Consider the following 22,530-nt stretch of genomic DNA (forward strand, 5'->3'; position numbering starts at 1 on the left):
AGGCGAAGTCCGCTGACTCTGGGAGGCCCCGCCGTGTTTGATCTGCGCGAACTGGACAGGCCCATCATCGGAGCGCCGATGGCCGGCGGGCCTACCACGCCGGAGCTTGCCGCTGCGGTGAGCAATGCCGGCGGTCTGGGTTTCCTCGCAGCCGGGTACCGTGCGCCGGAGGATCTCGAGACGCAGCTGCGCAGCGTTTCCGCGCTGAGCAGTGGTCCCGTCGGGGTGAACCTGTTTGTGCCGGATGCCTTCCAGCCGGATGTGGCGCTCCTCGGTGCCTACCGTGAATCCCTGCGCCCGGAGGCTGCCGCGCTTGGAGCTGAGTTAGGTGAACCCCGGTACGACGACGACGGCTGGGACGCAAAGCTCTCTCTCGTTCTGGATTTCCGCCCCGCCGCGGTGTCCTTCACCTTCGGCTGCCCGGACCCCGCGGTTCTGGAGCGGATGGCCGGCGCGGGGATTCTTCCGATCGTCACCGTGACAACCCCCGATGAGGCGGAGTATGCGGTCGCGGCAGGGGCTCGGGCGCTCGCCGTTCAGGGGCCGAATGCCGGTGGCCACCGCGGGACGTTCGATCAGCGGAAGGCACCGGCTTCGGATCCGCTCGAGAACGTGCTTGCCGCTATTCGGTCCAGAACTGCGGTGCCGCTGGCTGCGGGCGGGGGAGTGTCCGGGCCAGCCGACGTCGTGCGGTTGCGTGAAACCGGTGCGGATGCGGTACAGGTGGGCACCGCGTTGCTGCTCTCGGATGAAGCGGGCACCAATCCGCTGCACCGGGCAGCTCTGAGCGAGGGTCGATTCGCGGGGACGTCACTCACCCGCGCCTACACCGGACGGTACGCGCGCGGCCTGACGAACCGGTTCATCCTTGAGCACGAGGACGCGCCGGCGGGGTATCCGCAGCTGCACTACGTGACGGCGCCCCTCCGGAAGGCCGCGGTAGCGCAGGGGAACGCGGACGTGGCGCACCTGTGGGCCGGGACCGGGTTCGCATCCGTTCGGCAGGGACCGGCAGCGGAAATTATCCGGTCCCTGGCCTGAACACAGCGTCTCAATACAGGGCCCGAGGTCAGGCCGCCGTTGATTCCCTCGCAATGACCTCGAACTGCGTCAGAATCTCGCGCGGCGCCGGTCCGGTCGGATTCTTGATGCGCTCCATGAGTACCTTGATCGCGGTCTCGGCAATCTCTTCGCGGCCGGGGTTGACGCTGCTCAGTGTGGGGATGGAGTAGCGGGTTTCGTCGAGGTCGTCGAAGCCGATCACGGCCACGTCGGAGGGGATGCGCCGGCCGGCCTCCTGCAGGACGCGCATGGCGCCCTGCGCCAGAGTGTCATTGAAGCCGAACACCGCATCGAACTCCGCGCCGCGGTCAAGCAGCTCATGCATCGCTTCGGCACCGTTAGCGCGGTGCCACGTGCCGACGTAGGCGACCAGGCCGTCGTCGTACTCTATTCCGCGCGATTCAAGCGCCTCACGGTAGCCCTTGAGGCGAAGCCCTGCCGAGCCGATGACCTCGCCCTCATGCGCACCGACGACGGCGATGCGCTGCCTCCCGGTATCCAGCAGGTGTTCGGTGGCGGCACGGGCGCCTTCGACGTTCTGCATGGTGACGTGGTCGCAGCCGCCGGAGAAGATCCGTTCGCCGAGCAACACCATTGGCACTTCGGCGGTGACCAGCGCGGCGTCCTCTTCACCGAGACCGAGAGGGCTGAAGATCAACCCGTCCGACATGCGCAGCCTGGGGCTTTTGAGGACTTCGAGTTCACGGTCGCGTTCGCCGCTCGTCTGCTCGATGAGCACCACCAGACCGCGGGCTTCGGCGGCGCGGATTACGGCGTCGGCCAATTCAGCGAAGTAGGGGAGGCGCAGCTGGGGAACCGCAAGGGTGATGGCACCGGTATGGCCGGATCGAAGACTGCGCGCCGTGAGGTTGGGCCGGTAGCCCAACTCGGCGATGGCCTTCTGAACGCGCTCCCGTGTTGCGGGGCGAACGTTCGGGTGGTCGTTGATGACGTTGGACACCGTCTTGAACGACACCCCGGCCACGTGGGCCACATCATGCAGGGTCGCCGCCATGTGGAGAGTCCTTTGTCGAGTTGGAGCCGGTGGGACACATCGTGGTGTCCCACCGGCAGAATATCGCGTTGGTGGAATTCCACGCCGCCGGGCGGTTGACGACCCACATGCTGCGTGAGAGTATTTTCAACGTTGTAATCCGCATAAAAACACGAGCACCCGTGCGTTCTGACAGGCAGGAAACTTATCCGTGACCACCACCACCACGCCCGATTCGACGGCGGCCACGACCTCCGCGGCAAGCGGCGAGCTTCCCATGGAAGCGCCGACCACCATCCGCATTGACCGTTCCGCCGTAATCGCGCCCGTCAGCCCAAGAATCTTCGGCTCCTTCGTTGAGCACCTCGGCCGCTGTGTGTATGACGGCATCTACGAACCCGGTCACCCGACCGCCAACGAGGACGGCTTCCGCATGGACGTCGTCGAGCTTGTCCGCGAACTCGGCTCCACGACCATCCGCTATCCCGGCGGCAACTTTGTCTCCAGCTACCGCTGGGAAGACGGCGTGGGCCCCCGCGACCAGCGCCCCGTCCGCCGCGACCTCGCCTGGCATTCCATCGAGACCAACCAGGTGGGCCTCGAGGAGTTTGCGCGCTGGTGCAAGCTGACCGGCTCTGAGCTGATGATGGCGGTCAACCTTGGTACCCGCGGCATTGAAGCGGCGCTCGACCTCCTCGAATACGCCAACCATCCCTCGGGCACAGCGCTGAGTGACCAGCGCATCGCCAACGGCGCCAAGGAACCCTACGACATCCGCATGTGGTGCCTGGGCAATGAGATGGACGGGCCCTGGCAGATTGGGCACTTGTCCGCCGAGGACTACGGGAAGATCGCCGCCCGCACCGCCTCCGCCATGAAGACGGCGGACAAGGACCTCGAGCTGGTGGTGTGCGGTTCCTCCGGTTCCTCAATGCCGACCTTCGGTGAGTGGGAGCGCGTGGTCCTCGAGCAGAGCTATGACTACGTGGACTACATTTCCTGCCACGCGTACTACCAGGAGCGCAACGGGGACCTCGGTTCCTACCTCGCCTCCTCGCTGGACATGCAGTACTTCATTGAGACTGTGGTGGCCACGGCGGACCACGTCAAGCACAAGCTCAAGAGCAAGAAGACCATCAAGCTCTCCTTCGACGAGTGGAACATCTGGTATCTCGAGGAGCACCAGGCATCCGATGAGGTCAACGACGAATGGCGCGTAGCCCCGCGCCAGCTCGAAGACACGTACTCCGTCGCTGACGCAGTGGTTTTCGGCAACCTGCTGATCACGCTGCTGAAGAACCATGATCGGGTGGCGTCGGCGTCACTCGCCCAGCTGGTCAACGTCATTGCACCGATCATGACCGAGCCGGGCGGCGACACCTGGCGCCAGACCACCTTCTTCCCGTTCTCCGTCACCTCACGGCTGGCGAAGGGCGAGGTGTTGCGTCCGCAGATCGACGCCGGCACGTACTCCACGAAGGTCTACGGCGACGCGCCGCTGGTCGATGCTGTGGCCACTGTCGACGGCGGGAAGTCGGCGCTGTTCCTCGTCAACCGCAGTCAGACCGAGACCATTGACGTGTCGGTCGACGTGAAGGATCTCGGCGCCGAAGTCGTCACTGAAGCTCTCACCCTGCATGATGAGGACGTTTACGCCAAGAACACGCGTGAGGACCAGTTCCGGGTGGGCCTGAAGCAGCTGCCCGGCGCAGTGCTCGACGACGGTGTCCTCACCGTCTCGCTGCCTCCGGTTTCCTGGTCAGCGATCGCCCTCGGCTAGTGAAACGACGCGCAGCGGCCTGGTCCGCCACCCTTGCACTCGCTATTGGGGTGGCGGGCTGTGCCGCGCCGGCGTCCTCGTCGGGGGAGTGGGAGCTGAGCGGGGACTATTTCACGCACGATCCCGCTCTGATAGCCGGTCCCTCACACGATGGGGATTACTGGTTCGTCTACTCCACCGGCGACGGGCAGGTGGCCGACGGCAATATCCAGGTCCGCCGCTCGGACGACGGCGTGCACTGGGAATATGCCGGCGAGGTGTGGCAGGAGAAGCCGGAGTGGCTCACCGAGGCGGTTCCCGGCGTCGACAATCTGTGGGCACCGGAGCTCTACGAGCACAACGGCACCTGGTACCTCTACTACTCCGCGTCCACGTTCGGGAGCAATGACTCGCTGATCGGGTTGGCGACGAACAGCACTCTTGATCCCGAGGACCCGGCCTATGAGTGGGTCGACCAGGGCAAGGTCATTGCGTCGGCGGGGGAAAATTTCAACGCCATTGACCCCGGCATTGTGGAGGATGCTGACGGTACGCCGTGGATGAGTTTTGGCTCGTTTTGGGGTGGCCTGCAGCTTGTGGAACTCGAGTGGCCGTCGGGGCTCCTTGCGGACTCGGACGCCGAGCCGGTCACTATCGCCGACCGGGGAACTCCGCCGAATGCCATTGAGGCGCCGTACCTGATTGAGCGCGACGGCTACTACTACCTGTTTGTCTCGAAGGACTTCTGCTGCCAAGGCCTCGAGAGCACCTACAATATGGCGGTCGGGCGGTCCACGGAGATCGATGGGCCCTACGTGGACCGCGACGGTGTGTCCATGCTCGACGACGGCGGCACGCCCCTGTTGGCAAGTGACGGACCGCGTGTGGGCCCCGGTGGCCAGTCCGTTTCCGGCGACCTGCTCGCCTTTCACTACTACGATGAAGCACTCGACGGCGCATTCCGGCTCGGCCTGGTCCCGTTGAACTGGGAGGACGGCTGGCCTACAGCGCGCTGGGAATAGGTGGCACCGGCTGCGCCGAGGTGAGACGCTGAAGCAATGTCATACAGCAAGGGAACCAAGGTCAGCTGGAACACGTCGCAGGGCAAGACGCACGGCACGGTCGTGGAGAAAAAGGACAAGGAGTTCACGTTCGACGGCCAGAAGTTCAACGCCTCCAAGGACGAGCCGTACTACATCGTCGAGAGCGAGAAGTCGGGCAAGCAGGCCGCCCACAAGGAAAGCGCGCTCGACAAACAGTAGCGGGAATGTTTCCGGCTGTTCGCTGGTTCAACTAGATGCAAATGCATGAAGCGCAGCGAAGGAGAACCGGCACATGGAAACACGCCGAGTAGTAGTGGTGTCAGGCGGCATGGGAACGCCATCGTCAAGCCGGATGCTGGCGGATCAGCTCGGAGAGGCAGCCCGTCGCCAGCTCGAGCGCGTCGACATCCACACCGACATCACCACCATCGAACTGCGCGAACTGGCCGTGGACATCGCGAACAACATGGTCACCGGCTTCGCTCCGCCTGCGCTCGCAGACGCCCTGAAGTCCGTGGCGGATGCTGATGCGCTCATTGTTGTCAGCCCGGTCTTCTCCGGCTCCTACAGCGGCCTGCTGAAATCTTTCTTCGATGTCCTCGACAACACCGCACTGGACTCGATGCCCGTGCTCATCGCCGCAACCGGCGGCAGCGTCCGGCACTCCCTCATGCTTGACCACGCCATGCGCCCGCTCTTCACGTATCTCCGGGCCCGCGTTGTCTCGACCGGGGTATACGCCGGTCCCGAGGACTGGGGAACCGGATCCGACGGCGCACCGGCACTGGACCAGCGCGTCACCCGCGCGGCCGGCGAACTCGCGGGCATGATTGCGGGAACGACGACGGCGCGCCGCCCCAATAGCGCGCAGGCCTCCCTTCCGTTCGAGCAGCTTCTGGCTCAGGTGCAGGGCCGCTAGTTCCTAACCCGCGCTGCTGATCCTCCCGCCGCCCTTCCCGCTGAACATGCGGGTTCGGTGGGAACGAGCGTCTTCTTCCCACTGAACGCGCCGGTTCAGTGGGATAGTCGGAGCCGGGATTCTCACCCGCGGGGCTGCGCCGGCACGCGTAAGCGTGTTTTGCTGGACCCATGACTCGGATAGCAGTGGTGGGAGCAGGAATCGTCGGACTGGCTACGGCACATGCCCTTCGGAAAACGGGCGCGGACGTCACTATCTATGAGTCCGGAACGCCCGGCGGCGGACAGTCCGCCGGTGACGGGCGAGTTTTCCGGCACGCCCACGACGACGTCCGACTGGCCGGGTTCGTCAGTCACAGCCGCGCTCTCTGGCGGCAGTGGGAGGCCGAGTTCGGTGTGGAACTGGTGTCCAATGCCGGAGCGGTGGCGATCGGCGACAGCGTCGAGGACAAGCTGCGCATCCTCAGCGACCTTCCACATATCCGCGTGGCGCTCCTGGCCCAGGGCCAACTCGCATCCGCTTTGCCGATCCTCGCTGATTTCGAGGGTAAGGCCATGCTCGATGTGGACGGCGGCGCTATCCGCACGCTCGCCGCCTTCCGTGCGCTGACCGAAAGCCTTACAGAAGCTTTGGTGGCGGATCACGTGCTGACGGTCCAGCACACCAGTGAGGGCGATGTCGAGATCCGTACCGGAACCGGGGTGGACCGTTTTGACCATGCTGTCCTCTCCGCGGGCCGCGGCACGGCTCCACTGGCACGGAATGCGGGGCTCGAGATCCCCGTTGAACTCGCCGCCCATGCCCGCGTGACGTTCCCCTTGCGCCAGGACGTGGATACTCCGCTACCCACCTTCCAGGACGGCAGCGGAACTTTCGGAGAAACCGGAGTCTACGCGGCCCCTTCAGCCGATAACCGTTCCTACTCGGTAGGCCTCAGCGAAACAACCGGGGTACGGCAGGACGGAAGCCTCGCGGATCCTCCGGCACTCGAATCCCTTGCCGCCCGGGCGGCGGCCTACGTCCGCCACGCTCTGCCGGGCCTGGACCCCGAGCCGTCCGGCTACGTGCACTGCTGGGTGACCCGTCTGCCCTGGGGCGAGGACGGCGTAGGGATCTGGTCCACCGGGAAAATCAGCGCCATCGCCGGCCATAATCTCTTCAAACAGGCACCGGCTCTGGGTGAGGCGCTGGCAGAAACTGCAGTGTCCGGCGTCGTGCCCGCCTTACTGCGTCCGGAAGCCCAGCTCGGAAAGGCCTGATTCGCCGGCCCGCTTCTTGGAGCGTGAGCCTCAGTGCATTGTGAAAGTGCGTGCTACGGCATCGTGCACCCTGGGTACTCCGGCCATCCTGCCCATCACCCGATTACGCAGTTCCAGCATGCCCGGCGGCAGTGGACGCCCAAGGATCATGTTGATGTGCGCCTGACGCGAGGCTGCCAGGGCTGCCCGGCGCCGCTCCTCGTTGAAGCGCCGAAGTCCAAGCCCGACGTCGGTGCCCGCCAGCGAAGCGATGACCAGCGGCACGAGCTGCACGGCATCGAGCCACCCCAGGTTCATGCCCTGCCCGCCAATGGGGGACACCTCATGCGCGGCATCGCCGATCAACGCAATACGCCCCTGCACAAACCGTTCCGCTATGCGCCGCCGTACCGCAAAGGAGCTCAACATCGTGTTGTTCCGGGTATCGACGCCCACACCGGTGCGGCTCGCCACCAGCTCCGCGACTGCCTCGGCCGTGGGGTCTTTCACAAGCGACGGCATCCGCACCACCCAGCGCCGGACCGAGCCGGGCAAGGGGAAGGACTCAACAATTCCGGCCGGCTCCAGGTACAGGGCAGCGGTGCTTCCGTCAGCGGTGGTGTCAGGGAAATCGCCCATGACGTAGGCGTCGGGATACGGCCGGATGCTCGCGCCGATGCCCGCCGCATCGCGTACGGTGCTTCTGGCCCCGTCGGCCCCGATGAGCAACGCGGACCGGTGGGTGCCGTTGTCCGTAATGGTCAGAACCTCACTCCCGACGTCGTGAACGGCCTCGACGGTTTCGCCCCTGCGCAGCGCGTCAGGTGCCAGCTCAGCGAGCCGCTCCGAAAGGATGCGCTCCGTCTGCTCCTGGGGGATTGCAAGCACGTAACGGTGTCTGCCGGGAAGGGACGAGAAGGACAGTTCAGCGACCGTCCGACCGCGGCTCCGCGCAACACCGCCGGGAATCTGAACGCCCGCGGCAACCAGGTTCTCCGCTACTCCAGCCTGTTCCAGTGCGGCAAGCGCCGGTGGGTGGATCCCTATCGCCCGGGAGTGCGAACTGCGCCCGGTACGGCGCTCCAGGACCTGAACCTCAACACCTGACTGCGCCAGCAGGATCGCGGCGTACAGCCCTACCGGCCCACCGCCGACTATCAGGACATCAGGCACGGCGCACCAGCAGATTCCGGAATGGCACCTGCCGCTCCACGCGCCAACCTGGAGGGACGACGGCGCGCAGTTCGTCCGCCAGATAGCTTCGCCGGATCGACGTCAGCCCGTCCTCGCGGATGTAGGAACCGGGCAACGGCAGAGTGGCCACGGAGAACAGTGCAAACCCCACGCGGGTCCGCGACAGGTCGCTGTGCAGGGCGAGCCGCGTGCCCAGCTTCTCCGAGTCGCTGAGCAGTCCGCTCAGCTCGTCCGGCGAGAGGTGGTGGAGCACATGGTTGGAAGTGACGACGTCGAACTGGGCACCTTCGGCGACCAGTTCCGAACTGAACGCACGGCGGTACCTGAGCCCCGGCGTCCTTGGTCGGCTGCTGGCGAACGCATTCGCGCGTTCGTCGGGGTCAATCGCGGTGATCTCCAGCCTGAAGCCGTCGCGGGCAGCCCAGCGGGCAAGCGCACGGGGTACGTCGCCGCCGCCTGAGCCGACGTCGAGCAGCGTATTGGTACGCGCCGTCGACAGGACCGGCCGGATGTAGTGTGCCCAGGTGCGGTGCCAGCCGGCGACCGAGCGGTTGACGAGCGGGAACTGGGCATAGGTGCGGTCGAGCTTGGCGGGATCGCAGTCCGGCTTGTCCATCTCCTCGATTGCCGTGAGGTTCCGGGAGGCGAGGAAGGCCATTCAGACGGATGTCTTGGTCAGGAGGGCGGTCTCCACTGTGAGCCCCGGACCGAATGCCATCGAGCAGATGCGCTCATCGGAGTCCGAGCCGGGCTGATCGAGGATGTGCTTGAGGACAAACATCACGGTGGCGCTACTCATGTTCCCGTAGTCCCGCAGCGTTTCCCGGGCGGGGACCAGCTGGTCATCGCTGAGCTTAAGCTTGGCCTGCACCTTGTCCAGAATGCTGCGGCCGCCCGGGTGGATGGCCCAGTGCTCGATGTCCCGGTACTCGACACCGATCAGGGACTCATCGCGTTCCAGTAAGGGAGCGAGGGCGCCGACGATGTGCTCGTCGATGATGTGCGGCACGTAGGTTCCGAGGACCATCTCGAAACCCTCGTCGCCGATGTTCCAGGCCATCGATTCCTCGCCGACCGGGGTCAGGGTGGTTTCGAAGAAGTCGAGGGACAGGGCTGGCCCCGACGGCGGCGCCAGGTCAGTCCGAGCGGTAATGACCGCGGCCGCTGCGCCGTCGGCAAAGAGGGACGTCCCCACAATCGTGTCCGGGTTGTTGGAGGACCGCACGTGCAACGAGCACAGCTCGGCGCTGACCACGAGGACCACCGCGTTGGGATCGGCGTCGCAGAAAGATTTCGCCGCGCGCAGCGCCGGGAACGCCGCGTAGCACCCCATGAATCCGAGGTGGTAGCGCTGTGCTGACGGGTTCAGCCCCAGTGCGCGGACGATTTTGTAGTCCGGGCCGGGGTTGAAGAACCCGGTGCAGGAAACTGTCACCACGTGGGTGATGTCCTCAGCTTCAACTCCCTCTGCTGCATCCAGCGCTTTCTGTGCAGCTTCGACGAACAGCTTGGTGCCGGCTTCGGCGTAGACCTCGTTCCGGGCCTTGGTGCCCGGGCTGAGGATGGTCATGGTGTCCGAGTCGAAGAACACCGGGGTCTCGTTGTGGCGTTCGAGCGTGAGTTCCTCCACAGCCGTGTAACGCGTATCGATGCCGGAGGAATCGAACGCAGCAGTCACCAGCCGCTGCCCCAACCTGTTCAGCCCCGGCTGTGCTGCAAAGACATCCCGTACCTGGGACTGCACCATGACGGTGGTCGGTACGGCGGTTTCGAGGGACCTCATCAGGACTGTCATAGTTCATTGTTAGGCGACCGAGTAACTGAACACAATACGAAGCAGGCGGCCGGGAAGTCTGCCGCCTCTGCGCTGTGCCTCTGAGACGCCCGCTGCCCGTGGCGTAGCGTGTTGCTATGGCACTGCACCGGAACGTACAACGACGACGCGCACGCGGCCATGAGCAAGCTGGCCGTATGCTCCGCCATGGCTCGGTGTGGGCGGTATCGGCGGTGCTACTGGCCGGGTGCAGTGCGGCACCTCCGAACACCGCTTCAGAGTCTCCTGAAACATCTGCCTCGTCTTCCGCAGCAACGCCAACCGCTTCAGGGACGCCGGCTCAGGGGCCCTCGCTCACTCCGTCTGCAACACCCACGCCCTCCGCCGAACCCACGCCGTCCGCAACACCCACGCCCTCCGCCGAACCCACCCCGGAGCGTTTCGAGCTTCCCCGCGGCGGGGTGGAATTGTTTCCGGACTACCGCCTTGTCGGGTTCAGCGGGCATCCCTACTCAGCCGCACTGGGCAGGCTCGGCATCGGTGCAATCGATGAGCGGGTGGATGAGATCGAGGCACTCGGGAAGGAGCTGGCCGGCGAGCGCAAGGTGATGCCGGTGCTGGAGCTGATTGCCGTCGTCGTGCAGGCTGATCCGGGTGCCGACGGCGCCTACCGGACCCGCGCGTCCGATGAGATCATCAGCGGGTACCTCGAGGCCGCCCGCAGGCATGACGGGATGCTGATCCTGAATGTCCAGCCCGGCCGGGCGAGCATGGCTGAGGAAGTCCGTGCGCTTGAGAAGTGGCTGGTGGAGCCGGATGTCGGTGTGGCGCTTGATCCCGAGTGGGACATTACGGCGGAGCAGCTTCCCGGGCGTTCCTACGGGCACACCACGGGTGAGGAAATCAACGAGATTGCTGCGTACCTCGATGGTCTGGTGACCGAGAATAACCTTCCGCAGAAGCCGCTCGTGTTCCATCAGGTGGCTCCTGGCGTCGTCAGTAATGTGGCGGCGATACAGGAATACGCAGGGGTGGAAGTTATCCGGAGCGTGGACGGAATCGGGTCCGCGACCATGAAAATCGAAACCTACAACCTGCTGATGAAAGACTTGCCTCCGACTGTCCACCCAGGGTTCAAGTTGTTCTTCGAGGAGGACGTGGTGCTGGGTCCGCTGATGACGCCGGCCGAGGTCCTGGCGCTTACACCGCAGCCGGAGTACGTTCTGTACGAGTAGGACCCATCCAACATCACTGTGTTGCCGAACACAGGTAGAGACTTCTTTGAGGGATGGTGGACATGGCGGTTCGATCGGCAGCACTGGTTGGCGGCGCCCTGCTCGCTGCGCTCTTCACCAGCGGATGCATGGCTGTCGAGGAGAACCCGCTCGACGTGAACTCTCCGCGCTCGCAGGAGAACGTCAGCGCGGTCCAGCAGACGGCGGCGGACTTCGGTGATGACCCCCTGAACCTCGCCGAGAACGGCGCCACGCTCTGCGCCACACAGCCTGACATCGGTTACCAGGAATTCACGGTCCTGGTGCACAACGAGGCGCTTGAAACCTTCACTCTCGACGACGTCACCTTGCAGAACCCCGAAGGGCTCACCCTCGTGAGCGCTGAGGTGTCCACGGCCAACCGGGAGGGTCACCACAAGGCACACGGCGAGGACGACGGCGGCGCTCACGGCACGCACAGCGCGGAACCGGCGCCTGCAGCTCCTTCCGAGACGGCTGAGCCGGCCGGTCCGGTTGAGCCGGCCGGTCCGGTTGAGCCGGTGCCAGCGGAGGGCTACAACATCACCACCCATGAGTACGTGAATCTGGTGGTGGCGGTCTCGATCGCTGGCGGTGTTGACGGAGGCACGTCCCAGGGCGTTTCCGTTGCGTACTCTGCCGGTGGACAGGAATTCGCGGGTACCCACCCGCTTGCGATCGAGCTGAACCGCGAGAGCTGCGCCTAACCTTCCCTCCACAGCGGGGCAGCCTTTTAGATTGCTGACCGCGTCAATGCCACAATGGCAGGCGTGAGCGCACCAGTTACCACTCCTCCGTCCATCTTCAAGCAACTCGCTGAGGAACTCGGCGTCCAGCAATGGCAGATCAAGGCCGCGGTGGACCTGTTGGACGGGGGATCAACCGTTCCCTTCATTGCGCGCTACCGCAAGGAAGTCACCGGAACCCTCGACGATGCCCAGTTGCGTGAGCTGGAGGAGCGGCTGCGCTATCTGCGCGAACTTGAGGAGCGGCGCGCGGCCGTGCTTGAGGCGATCGAAGCGCAGGGCAAGCTGACCGTTGAGCTTCGTGCCGCCGTCGTCGGTGCTACCACCAAGGCGCGGTTGGAGGATATCTATCTGCCTTTCAAGACCAAGCGGCGCACCAAAGCTCAGATTGCACGGGAAGCCGGGCTGGAGCCGCTCGCGGACTCACTTCTCGCCAACCCATCGCTCGATCCCGTTGCTGAAGCAGGCCGCTTCCTAAACGGGAGCGTTCCCACGGCGGATGACGCGCTGGCCGGTGCCCGGGCGCTGCTCGTGGAGCGTGCCGGGCAGGACGCCGACCTGCTTGCTGACCTGCGTGAACGGCTGTGGAAGCAGGGCCGGCTGCGCTCGCAGGTGGTTTCCGGCAAGGAAGCCGAGGGCCAGAAGTTCTCCGACTACTTTGACTTTGTGCAGGCGCCGTCCGCCATGCCGTCGCACCGGGTCCTGGCACTGCTGCGCGGCGAGAAGGAAGGCGTGCTGCAGCTGACGCTCACCGAGGCTGACTCCACCGACGCTGAAGCTGCGTTGCGTGCCAAGCGCCGTTTCGAGAACTCCGTGGCCGCTTTCCTGGGCGTTGCGGACCAGGGCCGGCCGGCGGATGCGTGGCTCATGGCGACGGTCCAGCAGGCCTGGCGTCGGTTGCTCGCCAAGCTCTCGATCGACCTCCGGGTGCGGCTGTTTGTGGAGGCAGAGACGGAAGCGGTGCGGGTGTTCGCTGCGAACCTGCGTGATGTGCTGCTTGCGGCGCCCGCGGGTGGACGTACCACCATCGGGCTGGATCCCGGGCTTCGGACCGGTGTGAAGGTCGCCGTGGTGGACGGGACGGGCAAGGTCCTCGAAACAGCGACAATTTATCCGCACGCCCCCGCGAAGAAGTGGGATGACGCATTGACTGTGCTCTCGCGGCTGGTAACCACCCACAACGTCGAGCTCATCGCCATCGGCAACGGCACGGCGTCGCGGGAGACGGACAAGCTTGCGTCCGAACTGATCTCGCTTATGTCCGGGCGTACCCTGCAGAAACTGGTTGTGTCCGAGGCAGGCGCGTCGGTGTATTCAGCGTCAGCGTTGGCATCGGCAGAGCTGCCTGAGCTGGATGTGTCGCTGCGTGGTGCTGTGTCGATTGCCCGGCGGCTACAGGATCCGCTGGCCGAGTTGGTGAAGATTGACCCGAAGTCGATCGGGGTAGGCCAGTACCAGCATGACGTGAGTCCTGCGAAGCTGGAGCGCTCGCTTGATGCCGTGATTGAAGACTGCGTGAACGCCGTGGGGGTGGACGTGAATACCGCATCGCCGTCGCTTCTGACCCGGGTGGCCGGCGTGGGGTCCCTGTTGAGCGGGAATATTGTTGCGCACCGTGATGCGAACGGCCCCTTTGCACGCCGAAGCGACCTGCTGAAGGTTCCCAGGCTTGGCGCCAAGGCGTTCGAGCAGTGTGCGGGCTTCCTTCGCATTGCCGGCGGACCTGAGCCTCTGGACGCCTCCAGCGTGCACCCGGAGGCTTATTCTGTGGCGCGGCGAATGGTGAACGATGCCAGTGGCTCACTCCGGTCACTGAACCTCGCAGAGTATGTTGACGATTCGATCGGGCTGCCCACGCTGCAGGATATCCTCACTGAGCTCGAGAAACCGGGGCGGGATCCGCGGCCCGCGTTTGTCACGGCCTCCTTTGCTGATGTCGAGAAGATTTCAGATCTGCGCCCGGGCATGATCATCGACGGCGTGGTCACGAATGTTGCTGCTTTTGGCGCGTTCGTGGACGTCGGGGTGCACCAGGATGGGCTGGTGCACGTTTCGGCGATGGCCGACCGCTTCATCAGCGATCCCCATGAAGTTGTGAAGTCCGGCCAGGTTGTAAAGGTCAGGGTGTTGGAGGCTGACCCTGACCGCAAACGGATCTCCCTCAGCTTGCGGGTCAATGACGACGCCGTGCCGCGGGGCGGCGGGTCTGATCATGAGGCGCGGGGCGGCGGAGGAGGGGACCGCCGTCGTCGTCCCGCCGGTGGGCAAGGGGGCAGTGCCAAGCCTGGCGCTTCAAAGCCGGGAGGAAACTCCAACTCGGGAGCGCAGAAGCAGGGCGGCAAGGGCGCACCGGCTCCGGCGAACAGCGCAATGGCGGAGGCGCTTCGTGCTGCAGGGTTGGCGCCGCGGGACTAGCGCGGGCAGCGACAACCGCGGCTTTCCAGCTCCGGACACGAAAGAGCCCCGCAACGGACACGTTGCAGGGCTCTTTCGTGTGTAGCTGAAACCTTAGGCAGGCAGCTGCAGAACGTCGCCGGTGAAGATGAGGTCGGCGTGGATGAGGGTGTCGGCGTTGGCCTGGTAAAGGGCCTGCCATCCACCTTCGACGCCCAGCTTGGCAGCAATGGTGCTGAGGGTGTCGCCGGACTGGATGGTGTAGGTGTCACCGGACAGCTGAACGGCAGGAGCCGCAGGCGCCTGAACAACTGGTGCCTGAACAACTGGTGCCTGGACAACCGGTGCCTGAACAACAGGAGCCTGAACAACTGGTGCCTGAACCTGAACCTGCTGCGACTGGACCTGCACAGGGGCGGGTGCCGGAGCAGCGGGGATCGGAGTCGGGTTGGCGCCGGCGGTCAGGCCGAGCTTGGCCGAGCATGCGGGCCATGCGCCCCAGCCCTGTCCGTCGAGTACGCGCTCAGCAACAGCGATCTGCTCTGCGCGGCTGGCGTTCTGGGGGAGACCCTGGCCGCCGAAGCCGGCCCAGGTGGACGGGGTGAACTGCAGGCCACCGGAGAAACCGTTGCCGGTGTTGATGCCCCAGTTGCCGCCACTCTCGCACTGTGCGAGGGCGTCCCAGGTGCTGGCAGGAGCAGCGTTGGCTGCGCCTGCGGAAGCGGTGATTCCAACACCGACGAGAGCTGCCGCTGCAAATCCACGGCGCGCGTTAAGAGTAAGTTTCTGATTCTTCATATGGGTACGATGCTCCAAAAGGCCACCTGCACTCGTTCCGTCCCCGGACGTCTTTGCGACGTTGCTCACCCTTGACTGATCATTGGTCTTGTCTGTGGTGTCTGCCGGACGAGCAACGTACGGTGGAGGGACAGCACCAGGGCATTATGTGGCAGACGCGTAGAGCGCCGTCTGCTTTGTGGTTACCCGAAGCGGGTTCCTGTCTACCGTAGACTGTTTAGCAATCGTTGCCAAATCGAGACGTGGCGGTTATTGACGGAAGACGTGCAGAGGTTCCTTACCGCGCAGTAGTGGAAACCCCGCAGACCACTGTAAAACATAGGAATGGACGCGCACCGAACAGTCACCTGTGAAATCCCTATGAGATGGTCAGACATGGACGCCTACGGGCATATCAATAACGTCCAGGTGGTGCGGCTTCTCGAGGAAGCGCGTATCCAGGCGTTCGGTCCGCCGGGAGGAACCGGTGCCGCGGGCCAGGACCCGCCGGTGCCTCTCTTCAGCTCCGTGGCCGCAGGGGTCCAGGCGCTGGTGGTGGAACACCGCATCAAGTACACGGCCACCCTGGACTACCGGAACGTCCCGTTGAAAATCGAGGTGTGGATTGCAGGCCTGAAAGCTGCGAGCCTCGACATCGCATACCGCCTCCACGATCCGGTGACTCACCGGGCGTGCGTGTTGGCCCACACCACATTGGCCTTTGTGGACGGCGGAACGGGGTCGCTACTGCGCATCTCGGCCGAGCAGAAGCAGCAGCTGGAGCCCTACGTGGGCCCGGGCCTGTTCACCTAGACCCGCGAGTTTTCACCTAGACCCGTGAGTTGGCAGGACACACCCCTTTACGCCAGTCATAAGGGGCGTGTCCTGCCAATTCAACGCGGGTCAGGCGGCGATGTAGCCGTTCGGGTTCAGCACGTACTTCGTGGCCGCGCCCTTGTCGAACTCCTCGTAACCCTGAGGTGCCTGGTCCAGCGGAATCGGCTTGGCATTTACGGCCTTGGCGATGTGCGCCTTATCGTGCAGGATCGCCATCATGAGGCCGCGATTGTACTTCATCACCGGACACTGGCCCGTGGTGAAGGACAAAGACTTCGCCCAGCCGGTACCGAGCGAAAGCGACAGGGAACCGACCTTTGCAGCCTCGTCAATTCCGCCCGGATCACCCGTGACGTAGAGTCCCGGGATGCCGAGCGCGCCACCAGCGGCGGTTACCGACATGAGCGAATTCAGCACGGTGGCTGGAGCCTCGTGCGAGGAGTCCTTGCCGTGACCGCGGGCCTCAAACCCGACGGCGTCAACGCCACAATCCACCTCCGGCACTCCGAGAAGCTGCTCGATCTGGTCCTTGGGGTCGCCCTTGGAGACGTCGACCGTTTCGCACCCGAAAGTGCGGGCCTGTGCAAGCCGCTCCTCATTGAGGTCGGCCACGATGACGACGGCGGCACCCAGCAGCTGCGCGGAGAGTGCAGCCGCCAGACCCACCGGGCCTGCGCCCGCGATGTAGACCGTGGAACCGGTGGTGACGCCGGCCGTGTAGGCACCGTGGTAACCGGTGGGGAAAATATCCGAGAGCATCGTCAGGTCCAGGATCTTCTCCAGCGCCTGGTCCCGATCCGGAAACTTCAGCAGGTTCCAGTCCGCGTAGGGCACCAGGACGTACTCTGCCTGGCCGCCGACCCAGCCGCCCATATCCACGTAACCGTAGGCGCTGCCCGGCCGGTCAGGGTTGACGTTGAGGCAGATACCGGTCTTGCGTTCCTTGCAGTTCCGGCACCGTCCGCAGGAAATGTTGAACGGAACCGAGCAGATGTCACCTTTCTTGATGAACTCGACATCGCTTCCGACCTCCACCACCTCGCCGGTAATTTCGTGCCCCAGGACGAGGTCCGCGGGTGCGGTGGTCCGTCCACGGACCATGTGCTGGTCCGAGCCGCAGATATTTGTGGCGACAGTCTTCAGGATGACGCCGTGATTGACCTTTCTGCCGACGTTCGCAGGGTTGACCCCGGGACCGTCCTTGAGTTCAAACGTGGGGTAGTCGGTATCGATGATCTCGACCTTGCCGGGGCCCTTGTAGGCCACAGCCCTGTTTCCTGACATGGTGATCCTTCCGATGTGATGGGAGTTCGTCTTCGAACATCCCTTTCAGAGGCCGCAACTGACCGCGTCCGTCAGAAGGTGGCCTCGCCGTCAGTCTAGGTCTGAAAGGCTTCGGCGTATACCGATTTGATAAACATTCCAGACGTACAAAAGCATGTCCCGCCGGGTTTCCGGGCGGGACGTGCTTCGGGGACAAAGATCGCTAGAGGGCACGGCTCCCACGGTGCCGCATGGCATAGGCAGCGCCCAGTCCAACGGCGACGACGCCGAGGATCAGGTTGAGCCAGTTGGTGGATGCGTTGGTCGACAGAATGTTGGCGGCAGAGGTGCCGACAATCAGTCCGTAGAGCCACATGACCAGCAGGACCGCGCCGCTTCCGATCAGGAAGTTTCGAGCTGAAAGAACTCCGCGGCTCATCCAGACTCCGGCGGCTCCCATGGCCAGATACAGCAGGTTGAGGAGCACCGACACCTGGAACGCGCCCAGGAGCATCGCCCCGGAACCGGATGCAAAGGCCATGGAACCGTATTGTGTGGTGATGCCCGGGATGAATCCGAGAATCCCCACCAGCAGGAAAACTACTCCCATCCCCATCGAGGCGCTGCGAACGTGATCGCGCGTCACATGGAAATCATGCGCATGGTGTGATGCGGTAGTCATCTCCCCTCCTCATGTGTGAATATGACTCTTCGCGGTGCCGCGAAAACGTCAGGAGAGGCGCATCGCCTGCACCGCCGTTGGAGGAGCGCAAACCGCGCCCAACCAGCACTCTCATTTTACTGCTGAAATACCCACCTGATAAGGGAAAACATGGCCAACTGGGCAATGATTACCGGCGCAACTGCAGGCCTTGGGGCGGAGTTCGCGGAGCAACTTGCCCGGCAGGGAAAGGGCCTTGTCCTGGTTGCCCGGGACTCGGCCAGGCTGGAGAAAAAAGCGGCTGCACTTCGCTCCCGCTTCAGCGTGGCGGTGGAGGTGCTGGCTGCGGACCTGCATGACGACAACGGCGTCCGCCGTGTCCTCGACAGGCTGCGGGACAGCACGGAGCCGGTGTCAACCCTGGTCAACAACGCGGGCTATGGCCTGCCCAAATCCTTCGAGGCGAATCCGCTTGAGGACGAACTGAACCACGCGGCGATTCATCTCACCGTTCCCCTTGCGCTCAGCCATGCCGCGCTGCAGGGCATGCTCGCACGCGGTTCCGGGCAGATAGTGAACGTGGCCAGCGTTGCCGGGTTCACTCCGCGTGGGACCTACGGCGCGCTGAAGGCAGCGATGATCAACTTCAGCACCTGGGCCAACTTCGCCTACAAGTCCCGGGGAGTAACCGTAATGGCGTTGTGTCCCGGCTTTGTCCACACTGAATTCCACCAGCGTATGGGCATGGACAAGGGCTCCGTTCCACGCTGGATGTGGTTGGATGCTCAGGGCGTCGTGGGCGCTGCCCTGAAGGATCTTTCCGCCGGCAAGGCGGTGTCGATTCCCAGCCTTCGCTATAAGGTGCTTGCGTTCGTTGCGAGGAATGCGCCGTCGTCGTTGGTGGCAAGGCTCGCCGCGCGCGGCAGGTGAACGAATATGTGGGTGGGGTTCATCGAGTTCGACCTCCTGCTGGGCAACGTGCACTCACTGAAGGCGAAGCGTTCGCTGGTTCGGCCGCTGGTGGCGGAGGTGCGGCGACGTTTCGAGCTGTCAGCTGCCGAAGTCGGTACGCAGGATCTCCACCGCCGCGCAACCGTTGGCGTGGGTCTGGTTTCGGGGGATCGTAGGCACGTTGTCGAGGTGCTGGATGAGGTTGAGCGGTTTGTCGCTGCGCGGCCGGAACTTGAACTCTTGAGTGCTCGACGCCGAATTGTGACCAGCGATGACTAACGGGATCGTCAGCGAACTTACTATCATGGGAACGTTGAGGCGTACTTACGAGGAGGTAAGAGCGTGTCTGGATATTTCAAGCTGGTTGACGCCCATGATCATGGGTACCGGCTCAAACTCATGGCCGGTGACGGCACCCTGGTTGCTGTCTCCGCGTACTTCCCCACCAAACAGGCTGCCATCGAGGGCATCGACGTCATCCGTGAAATCGCCGGTACCGGTCCCGTGATGGACCACACCCGCAGGGAGCAGTCTGCCCACGGTCACGCTGCCAGGGAGCAATCCACCCATGCCGTAGCGAAGCCGCGCCTTTCGGCCTGAAGGTTCGCTCCTAGCCTTCACACTCGACGCAGTAGGTGTGCCCGTTGCTTTCCCGTGCTTTCTGAGACCGGTGCCGGACCAGGAAACAGGAGTAGCACGTGAACTCGTCCTCACCCTGAGGGACCACCTGAACGATCAGCTCTTCGGAGACGATTTCCCCGCCGGGCGTATGTCCTTCATCAAGGGAATCGGACTCGTCCAGCTCAGTTACGACTCTCTTCGCATCGGGGGCGTTGGCGGCTTGCAGTGCCTCCAGCGACCGGTCCTGAGATTCCTTGACGTCGGAACGGACTTCGTCGTAATCGGTTGCCACTTTGGATGTTCTTCTCTCTGGCGTTAGCGGTTGTTACTACAGCAATCTTGCAACACATATGTGCGTGCCTTTGTTCCCACGATCCAGCGATAGTGTCGAATCAATGCAAAGTGAACAGCACGCCTCCAAACTTCCCGACCAGATGCTACTGACGCCGGACCCTACCCGTCCCACGGATGGCTTTGTCCGGGTGCGCGGCGCCCGCGAAAACAATCTGCGCGCCGTGAACGTGGACGTTCCCCGCGATGCGATCGTTGCTTTCACCGGGGTGTCCGGCTCAGGCAAGTCTTCCCTGGCCTTCGGTACTATATACGCCGAAGCCCAGAGACGTTATTTCGAGTCCGTGGCGCCGTATGCCCGCCGGCTCATTCAGCAGGGCCACAACCCCAAAGTGGAACAGATCACCGGGCTGCCTCCCGCGGTTGCACTTCAACAGCGCCGGGGCGCCCAGAGCAGCCGGTCCTCCGCTGGCACAGTAACGACCCTGTCCAACTCTGTACGCATGCTTTTCTCACGGGCAGGCAGTTACCCTGCCGGCGCGGAGCAACTTGATTCGGATGCGTTTTCTCCGAACACCGCTGCCGGAGCCTGCCCGGAATGTCATGGCCTCGGCATAGCGCACACCGTCAGCGAGGATTCGCTGGTGCCGGATCCCTCGCTCAGCATCCGTGACGGAGCCATCGCTGCCTGGCCGGGCGCCTGGCAGGGCAAGAATCTGCGTGACATCCTCACCCACCTCGGCTACGACGTCGAAACTTCCTGGCAGAAGCTGCCGAAAAAGGACCGCGACTGGATCCTTTTCACGGAAGAGCAGCCCGTGGTCGAAGTGACCCCGGAGCGGGACCGCGTAGCAAAGCCGTACAAGGGAAAGTTCTGGAGCGCCCGCAGCTACGTCCTGCACACTCTGGCCGATTCGCAGAGCGCCACCATGCGCAACCGAGTGCTGCAGTTCATGCACACCGGGCCGTGCCCGCGTTGCGGAGGCAGCGGCCTCAGGCCCGATGCCCTCGCCGTGACGTTCGCCGGGAAGACCATCGCCGAGCTCAACGCGGTTCCGTTGAGTGAACTGGCCGACATCATCCGTCCCACCACCGAGCTGACCTCGGCGGGAACGGCCTCGCGCAGGCGGTCCTCAGGCGAAACCAACGAGGTGGCCGTCGCACTCACCCAGGATCTGCTACAACGGATCACCGTCCTTCTGGATTTGGGCCTGGGTTATCTTGCGCTCGGTCGATCCACTCCCACGCTTTCACCGGGGGAGATGCAGAGACTCCGGATCGCCACCCAACTCCGGTCCGGACTGTTCGGTGTGATCTACGTGCTCGACGAGCCGTCGGCCGGGCTGCACCCAGCGGACGCCGAACCCCTGCTGGCCGTGCTGGACCAGCTCAGGGTTTCCGGCAACTCAGTCTTCGTCGTGGAGCACAACATGGACGTGGTGCGCCGTGCTGACTGGGTTGTGGATGTCGGACCGAACGCCGGCGAGGGCGGCGGTGAGGTGCTCTACAGCGGACCGGTCGACGGGCTTCGAGACGTTGCAGCGTCTGTAACCAGGCCGTTCCTCTTCCGTGGGCACCCTGACGGGACGGGCGACGTCGCTTCAGCCGGTCACGATCACGACGGCGCAACCGCTGGCCAAGGTGCAAGCAGGGAGGCAACAGGTTGGCTCGGGCTGAGGAACATCACCCGGCACAACCTGCGCAACCTCGACGTGGACTTCCCACTCGGAGTACTTACTGCGGTCACCGGTGTTTCCGGCTCCGGCAAATCGAGCCTGGTCAGTCAGGTCCTCGCCGAGCTCGTCAAGGAACGGCTGCGTCCACACGGTGAAATTCCACACGGTGAAATTCCGCACGGTGCAGATCCGCACGGTGGGACAACGGAATCGTCGGACACGGGCGAAAATGGCCCTGCTGCCGCCCGCACAGGGTCGCTGACAGTCGACTCGCCGTCCGGACGGAACCACCTCGACCGGCTCGTGACGGTTGATCAGAAGCCGATCGGCCGGACTCCGCGCTCCAACCTCGCAACCTACACCGGGCTCTTTGACGCCGTGCGGAAGGAATTCGCCGCCACCGACGAGGCCCGATCCCGTGGCTACGGCGCCGGACGCTTCTCCTTCAATGTGGCAGGCGGCCGGTGCGAGGTCTGCCAGGGCGAAGGGTTCGTGGCCGTGGAGCTGTTGTTCCTGCCCGGCAGTTACGGGCCGTGCCCAGAGTGCGATGGTTCCCGGTTCAATCCCGAAACTCTTGAGGTCACCTACCGCGGCCGGAACGTCGCCGAGGTGCTGGGAATGACGGTTACCGCTGCCGCTGAATTCCTGGCCGACGTACCCTCAGCGGCCCGGAGCCTTCGAACCTTGCTGGAAGTGGGATTGGGCTACCTTAGGCTGGGTCAACCCGCCACCGAGCTGTCCGGCGGAGAGGCCCAGCGCATCAAGCTGGCCACGGAAATGCAGCGTGCCCAGCGCGGTCACACGCTGTACCTGCTGGATGAGCCCACCACCGGATTGCATCCCGCAGATGTCCGTCTGCTGATGACGCAACTGCACGGGCTGGTCGACGCCGGCAACACAGTGATTTTGGTCGAGCACACCATGGATGTTGTCGCCTCCGCTGACTGGGTCATCGATCTTGGACCCGCCGGTGGCGACGGCGGCGGAAAGATCACTGCCGTCGGCACTCCCGCTGCGGTGTCGGCATCACAGGACAGCCGGACCGCCTCGTATCTCGCTGCTACCCTGCACTCCTGA

General features: G+C 64.2%; 22 protein-coding genes. 14 read left to right on the forward strand and 8 right to left on the reverse strand.

The genetic code is table 11. The features are described from left to right. Positions 1 to 33: 33 nt before the first annotated feature. Positions 34 to 1,041 (forward strand): nitronate monooxygenase, encoded by a 1,008-nt coding sequence (locus AC1MBU_RS05400; RefSeq protein WP_479789136.1) that lies wholly within the window; start codon positions 34 to 36, stop codon positions 1,039 to 1,041. 28 nt (positions 1,042 to 1,069) lie between these two features. Here the strand turns inward: AC1MBU_RS05400 and AC1MBU_RS05405 are convergent, their stop codons facing one another. After that, complete coding sequence (locus AC1MBU_RS05405; protein WP_479789138.1) at positions 1,070 to 2,077, reverse strand: LacI family DNA-binding transcriptional regulator; 1,008 nt, start codon at positions 2,075 to 2,077, stop codon at positions 1,070 to 1,072. 256 nt (positions 2,078 to 2,333) lie between these two features. Between AC1MBU_RS05405 and arfA the strand changes: the two genes are divergently transcribed. From arfA to AC1MBU_RS05430, 5 genes are all read left to right on the forward strand, one after another. Then, entirely contained in the window at positions 2,334 to 3,836 is a 1,503-nt protein-coding gene (gene arfA / locus AC1MBU_RS05410; protein ID WP_479789720.1) for an arabinosylfuranosidase ArfA, read from the forward strand. Then, positions 3,836 to 4,837 carry an arabinan endo-1,5-alpha-L-arabinosidase gene (locus AC1MBU_RS05415; protein WP_479789140.1) on the forward strand — a complete coding sequence of 334 codons (1,002 nt, stop codon included), beginning with the start codon at positions 3,836 to 3,838 and terminating at the stop codon, positions 4,835 to 4,837. The genes arfA and AC1MBU_RS05415 overlap by 1 nt, the downstream gene beginning before the upstream one ends. A 36-nt stretch (positions 4,838 to 4,873) precedes the next feature. Then, entirely contained in the window at positions 4,874 to 5,077 is a 204-nt protein-coding gene (locus AC1MBU_RS05420; RefSeq protein WP_056550188.1) for a hypervirulence associated TUDOR domain-containing protein, read from the forward strand. A gap of 73 nt (positions 5,078 to 5,150) precedes the next feature. Next, positions 5,151 to 5,777 carry an FMN reductase gene (locus AC1MBU_RS05425; protein WP_277357059.1) on the forward strand — a complete coding sequence of 209 codons (627 nt, stop codon included), beginning with the start codon at positions 5,151 to 5,153 and terminating at the stop codon, positions 5,775 to 5,777. A gap of 170 nt (positions 5,778 to 5,947) precedes the next feature. Further along, positions 5,948 to 7,036 carry an NAD(P)/FAD-dependent oxidoreductase gene (locus tag AC1MBU_RS05430; protein WP_479789143.1) on the forward strand — a complete coding sequence of 363 codons (1,089 nt, stop codon included), beginning with the start codon at positions 5,948 to 5,950 and terminating at the stop codon, positions 7,034 to 7,036. Between the two features lie 30 nt (positions 7,037 to 7,066). Here AC1MBU_RS05430 and AC1MBU_RS05435 read toward each other — a convergent pair whose 3' ends face one another. From AC1MBU_RS05435 to AC1MBU_RS05445, 3 genes are read right to left on the reverse strand one after another with little or no spacing between them, the layout of a single operon-like run. After that, entirely contained in the window at positions 7,067 to 8,188 is a 1,122-nt protein-coding gene (locus AC1MBU_RS05435; protein ID WP_479789146.1) for an FAD-dependent oxidoreductase, read from the reverse strand. After that, positions 8,181 to 8,867 carry a class I SAM-dependent methyltransferase gene (locus tag AC1MBU_RS05440; protein ID WP_277357056.1) on the reverse strand — a complete coding sequence of 229 codons (687 nt, stop codon included), beginning with the start codon at positions 8,865 to 8,867 and terminating at the stop codon, positions 8,181 to 8,183. Before AC1MBU_RS05440 ends, AC1MBU_RS05435 begins: the two co-directional genes overlap by 8 nt. Further along, positions 8,868 to 10,004 carry a type III polyketide synthase gene (locus AC1MBU_RS05445; protein WP_479789151.1) on the reverse strand — a complete coding sequence of 379 codons (1,137 nt, stop codon included), beginning with the start codon at positions 10,002 to 10,004 and terminating at the stop codon, positions 8,868 to 8,870. A gap of 116 nt (positions 10,005 to 10,120) precedes the next feature. Here AC1MBU_RS05445 and AC1MBU_RS05450 point away from each other — a divergent pair, with 116 nt between their 5' ends. The 3 genes from AC1MBU_RS05450 (at position 10,121) to AC1MBU_RS05460 (ending at position 14,397) form a co-directional block, all read left to right on the forward strand. Next, positions 10,121 to 11,218 (forward strand): hypothetical protein, encoded by a 1,098-nt coding sequence (locus AC1MBU_RS05450; protein ID WP_479789153.1) that lies wholly within the window; start codon positions 10,121 to 10,123, stop codon positions 11,216 to 11,218. 62 nt (positions 11,219 to 11,280) lie between these two features. Beyond that, on the forward strand, positions 11,281 to 11,943 hold the full coding sequence (locus AC1MBU_RS05455; RefSeq protein WP_479789155.1) for a hypothetical protein: 663 nt from the start codon (positions 11,281 to 11,283) through the stop codon (positions 11,941 to 11,943). Positions 11,944 to 11,997: 54 nt separating this feature from the next. Then, the gene (locus AC1MBU_RS05460) at positions 11,998 to 14,397 is read left to right on the forward strand and encodes a Tex family protein (protein ID WP_479789159.1); all 2,400 of its coding nucleotides are present in this window, start codon (positions 11,998 to 12,000) and stop codon (positions 14,395 to 14,397) included. Positions 14,398 to 14,490: 93 nt separating this feature from the next. Here the strand turns inward: AC1MBU_RS05460 and AC1MBU_RS05465 are convergent, their stop codons facing one another. Beyond that, a complete protein-coding gene (locus AC1MBU_RS05465; RefSeq protein WP_479789161.1) occupies positions 14,491 to 15,174 on the reverse strand; it encodes a transglycosylase family protein in 684 nt (227 codons plus the stop codon). A gap of 360 nt (positions 15,175 to 15,534) precedes the next feature. Here AC1MBU_RS05465 and AC1MBU_RS05470 point away from each other — a divergent pair, with 360 nt between their 5' ends. Next, on the forward strand, positions 15,535 to 15,966 hold the full coding sequence (locus AC1MBU_RS05470) for an acyl-CoA thioesterase (protein WP_479789163.1): 432 nt from the start codon (positions 15,535 to 15,537) through the stop codon (positions 15,964 to 15,966). Between the two features lie 90 nt (positions 15,967 to 16,056). On the opposite strand, the gene fdhA is transcribed toward AC1MBU_RS05470, so the two are convergent. Continuing rightward, entirely contained in the window at positions 16,057 to 17,274 is a 1,218-nt protein-coding gene (gene fdhA / locus AC1MBU_RS05475) for a formaldehyde dehydrogenase, glutathione-independent (RefSeq protein ID WP_056550213.1), read from the reverse strand. 202 nt (positions 17,275 to 17,476) lie between these two features. After that, positions 17,477 to 17,935 carry a DUF4383 domain-containing protein gene (locus AC1MBU_RS05480; RefSeq protein ID WP_479789165.1) on the reverse strand — a complete coding sequence of 153 codons (459 nt, stop codon included), beginning with the start codon at positions 17,933 to 17,935 and terminating at the stop codon, positions 17,477 to 17,479. 150 nt (positions 17,936 to 18,085) lie between these two features. Between AC1MBU_RS05480 and AC1MBU_RS05485 the strand changes: the two genes are divergently transcribed. From AC1MBU_RS05485 to AC1MBU_RS05495, 3 genes are all read left to right on the forward strand, one after another. Further along, a complete protein-coding gene (locus AC1MBU_RS05485) occupies positions 18,086 to 18,844 on the forward strand; it encodes an SDR family NAD(P)-dependent oxidoreductase (RefSeq protein ID WP_479789167.1) in 759 nt (252 codons plus the stop codon). A gap of 6 nt (positions 18,845 to 18,850) precedes the next feature. Then, a complete protein-coding gene (locus tag AC1MBU_RS05490) occupies positions 18,851 to 19,144 on the forward strand; it encodes a DUF503 domain-containing protein (RefSeq protein WP_479789169.1) in 294 nt (97 codons plus the stop codon). A gap of 63 nt (positions 19,145 to 19,207) precedes the next feature. After that, the gene (locus tag AC1MBU_RS05495) at positions 19,208 to 19,465 is read left to right on the forward strand and encodes a YegP family protein (RefSeq protein ID WP_277357045.1); all 258 of its coding nucleotides are present in this window, start codon (positions 19,208 to 19,210) and stop codon (positions 19,463 to 19,465) included. 10 nt (positions 19,466 to 19,475) lie between these two features. Here the strand turns inward: AC1MBU_RS05495 and AC1MBU_RS05500 are convergent, their stop codons facing one another. Next, complete coding sequence (locus AC1MBU_RS05500; RefSeq protein ID WP_056550228.1) at positions 19,476 to 19,778, reverse strand: DUF4193 domain-containing protein; 303 nt, start codon at positions 19,776 to 19,778, stop codon at positions 19,476 to 19,478. Between the two features lie 103 nt (positions 19,779 to 19,881). Here AC1MBU_RS05500 and AC1MBU_RS05505 point away from each other — a divergent pair, with 103 nt between their 5' ends. Further along, positions 19,882 to 22,530, forward strand: a complete 2,649-nt coding sequence (locus tag AC1MBU_RS05505) for an excinuclease ABC subunit UvrA (protein WP_479789173.1) — start codon at positions 19,882 to 19,884, stop codon at positions 22,528 to 22,530.

It is taken from the genome of Arthrobacter sp. PTI12, from assembly GCF_056679915.1.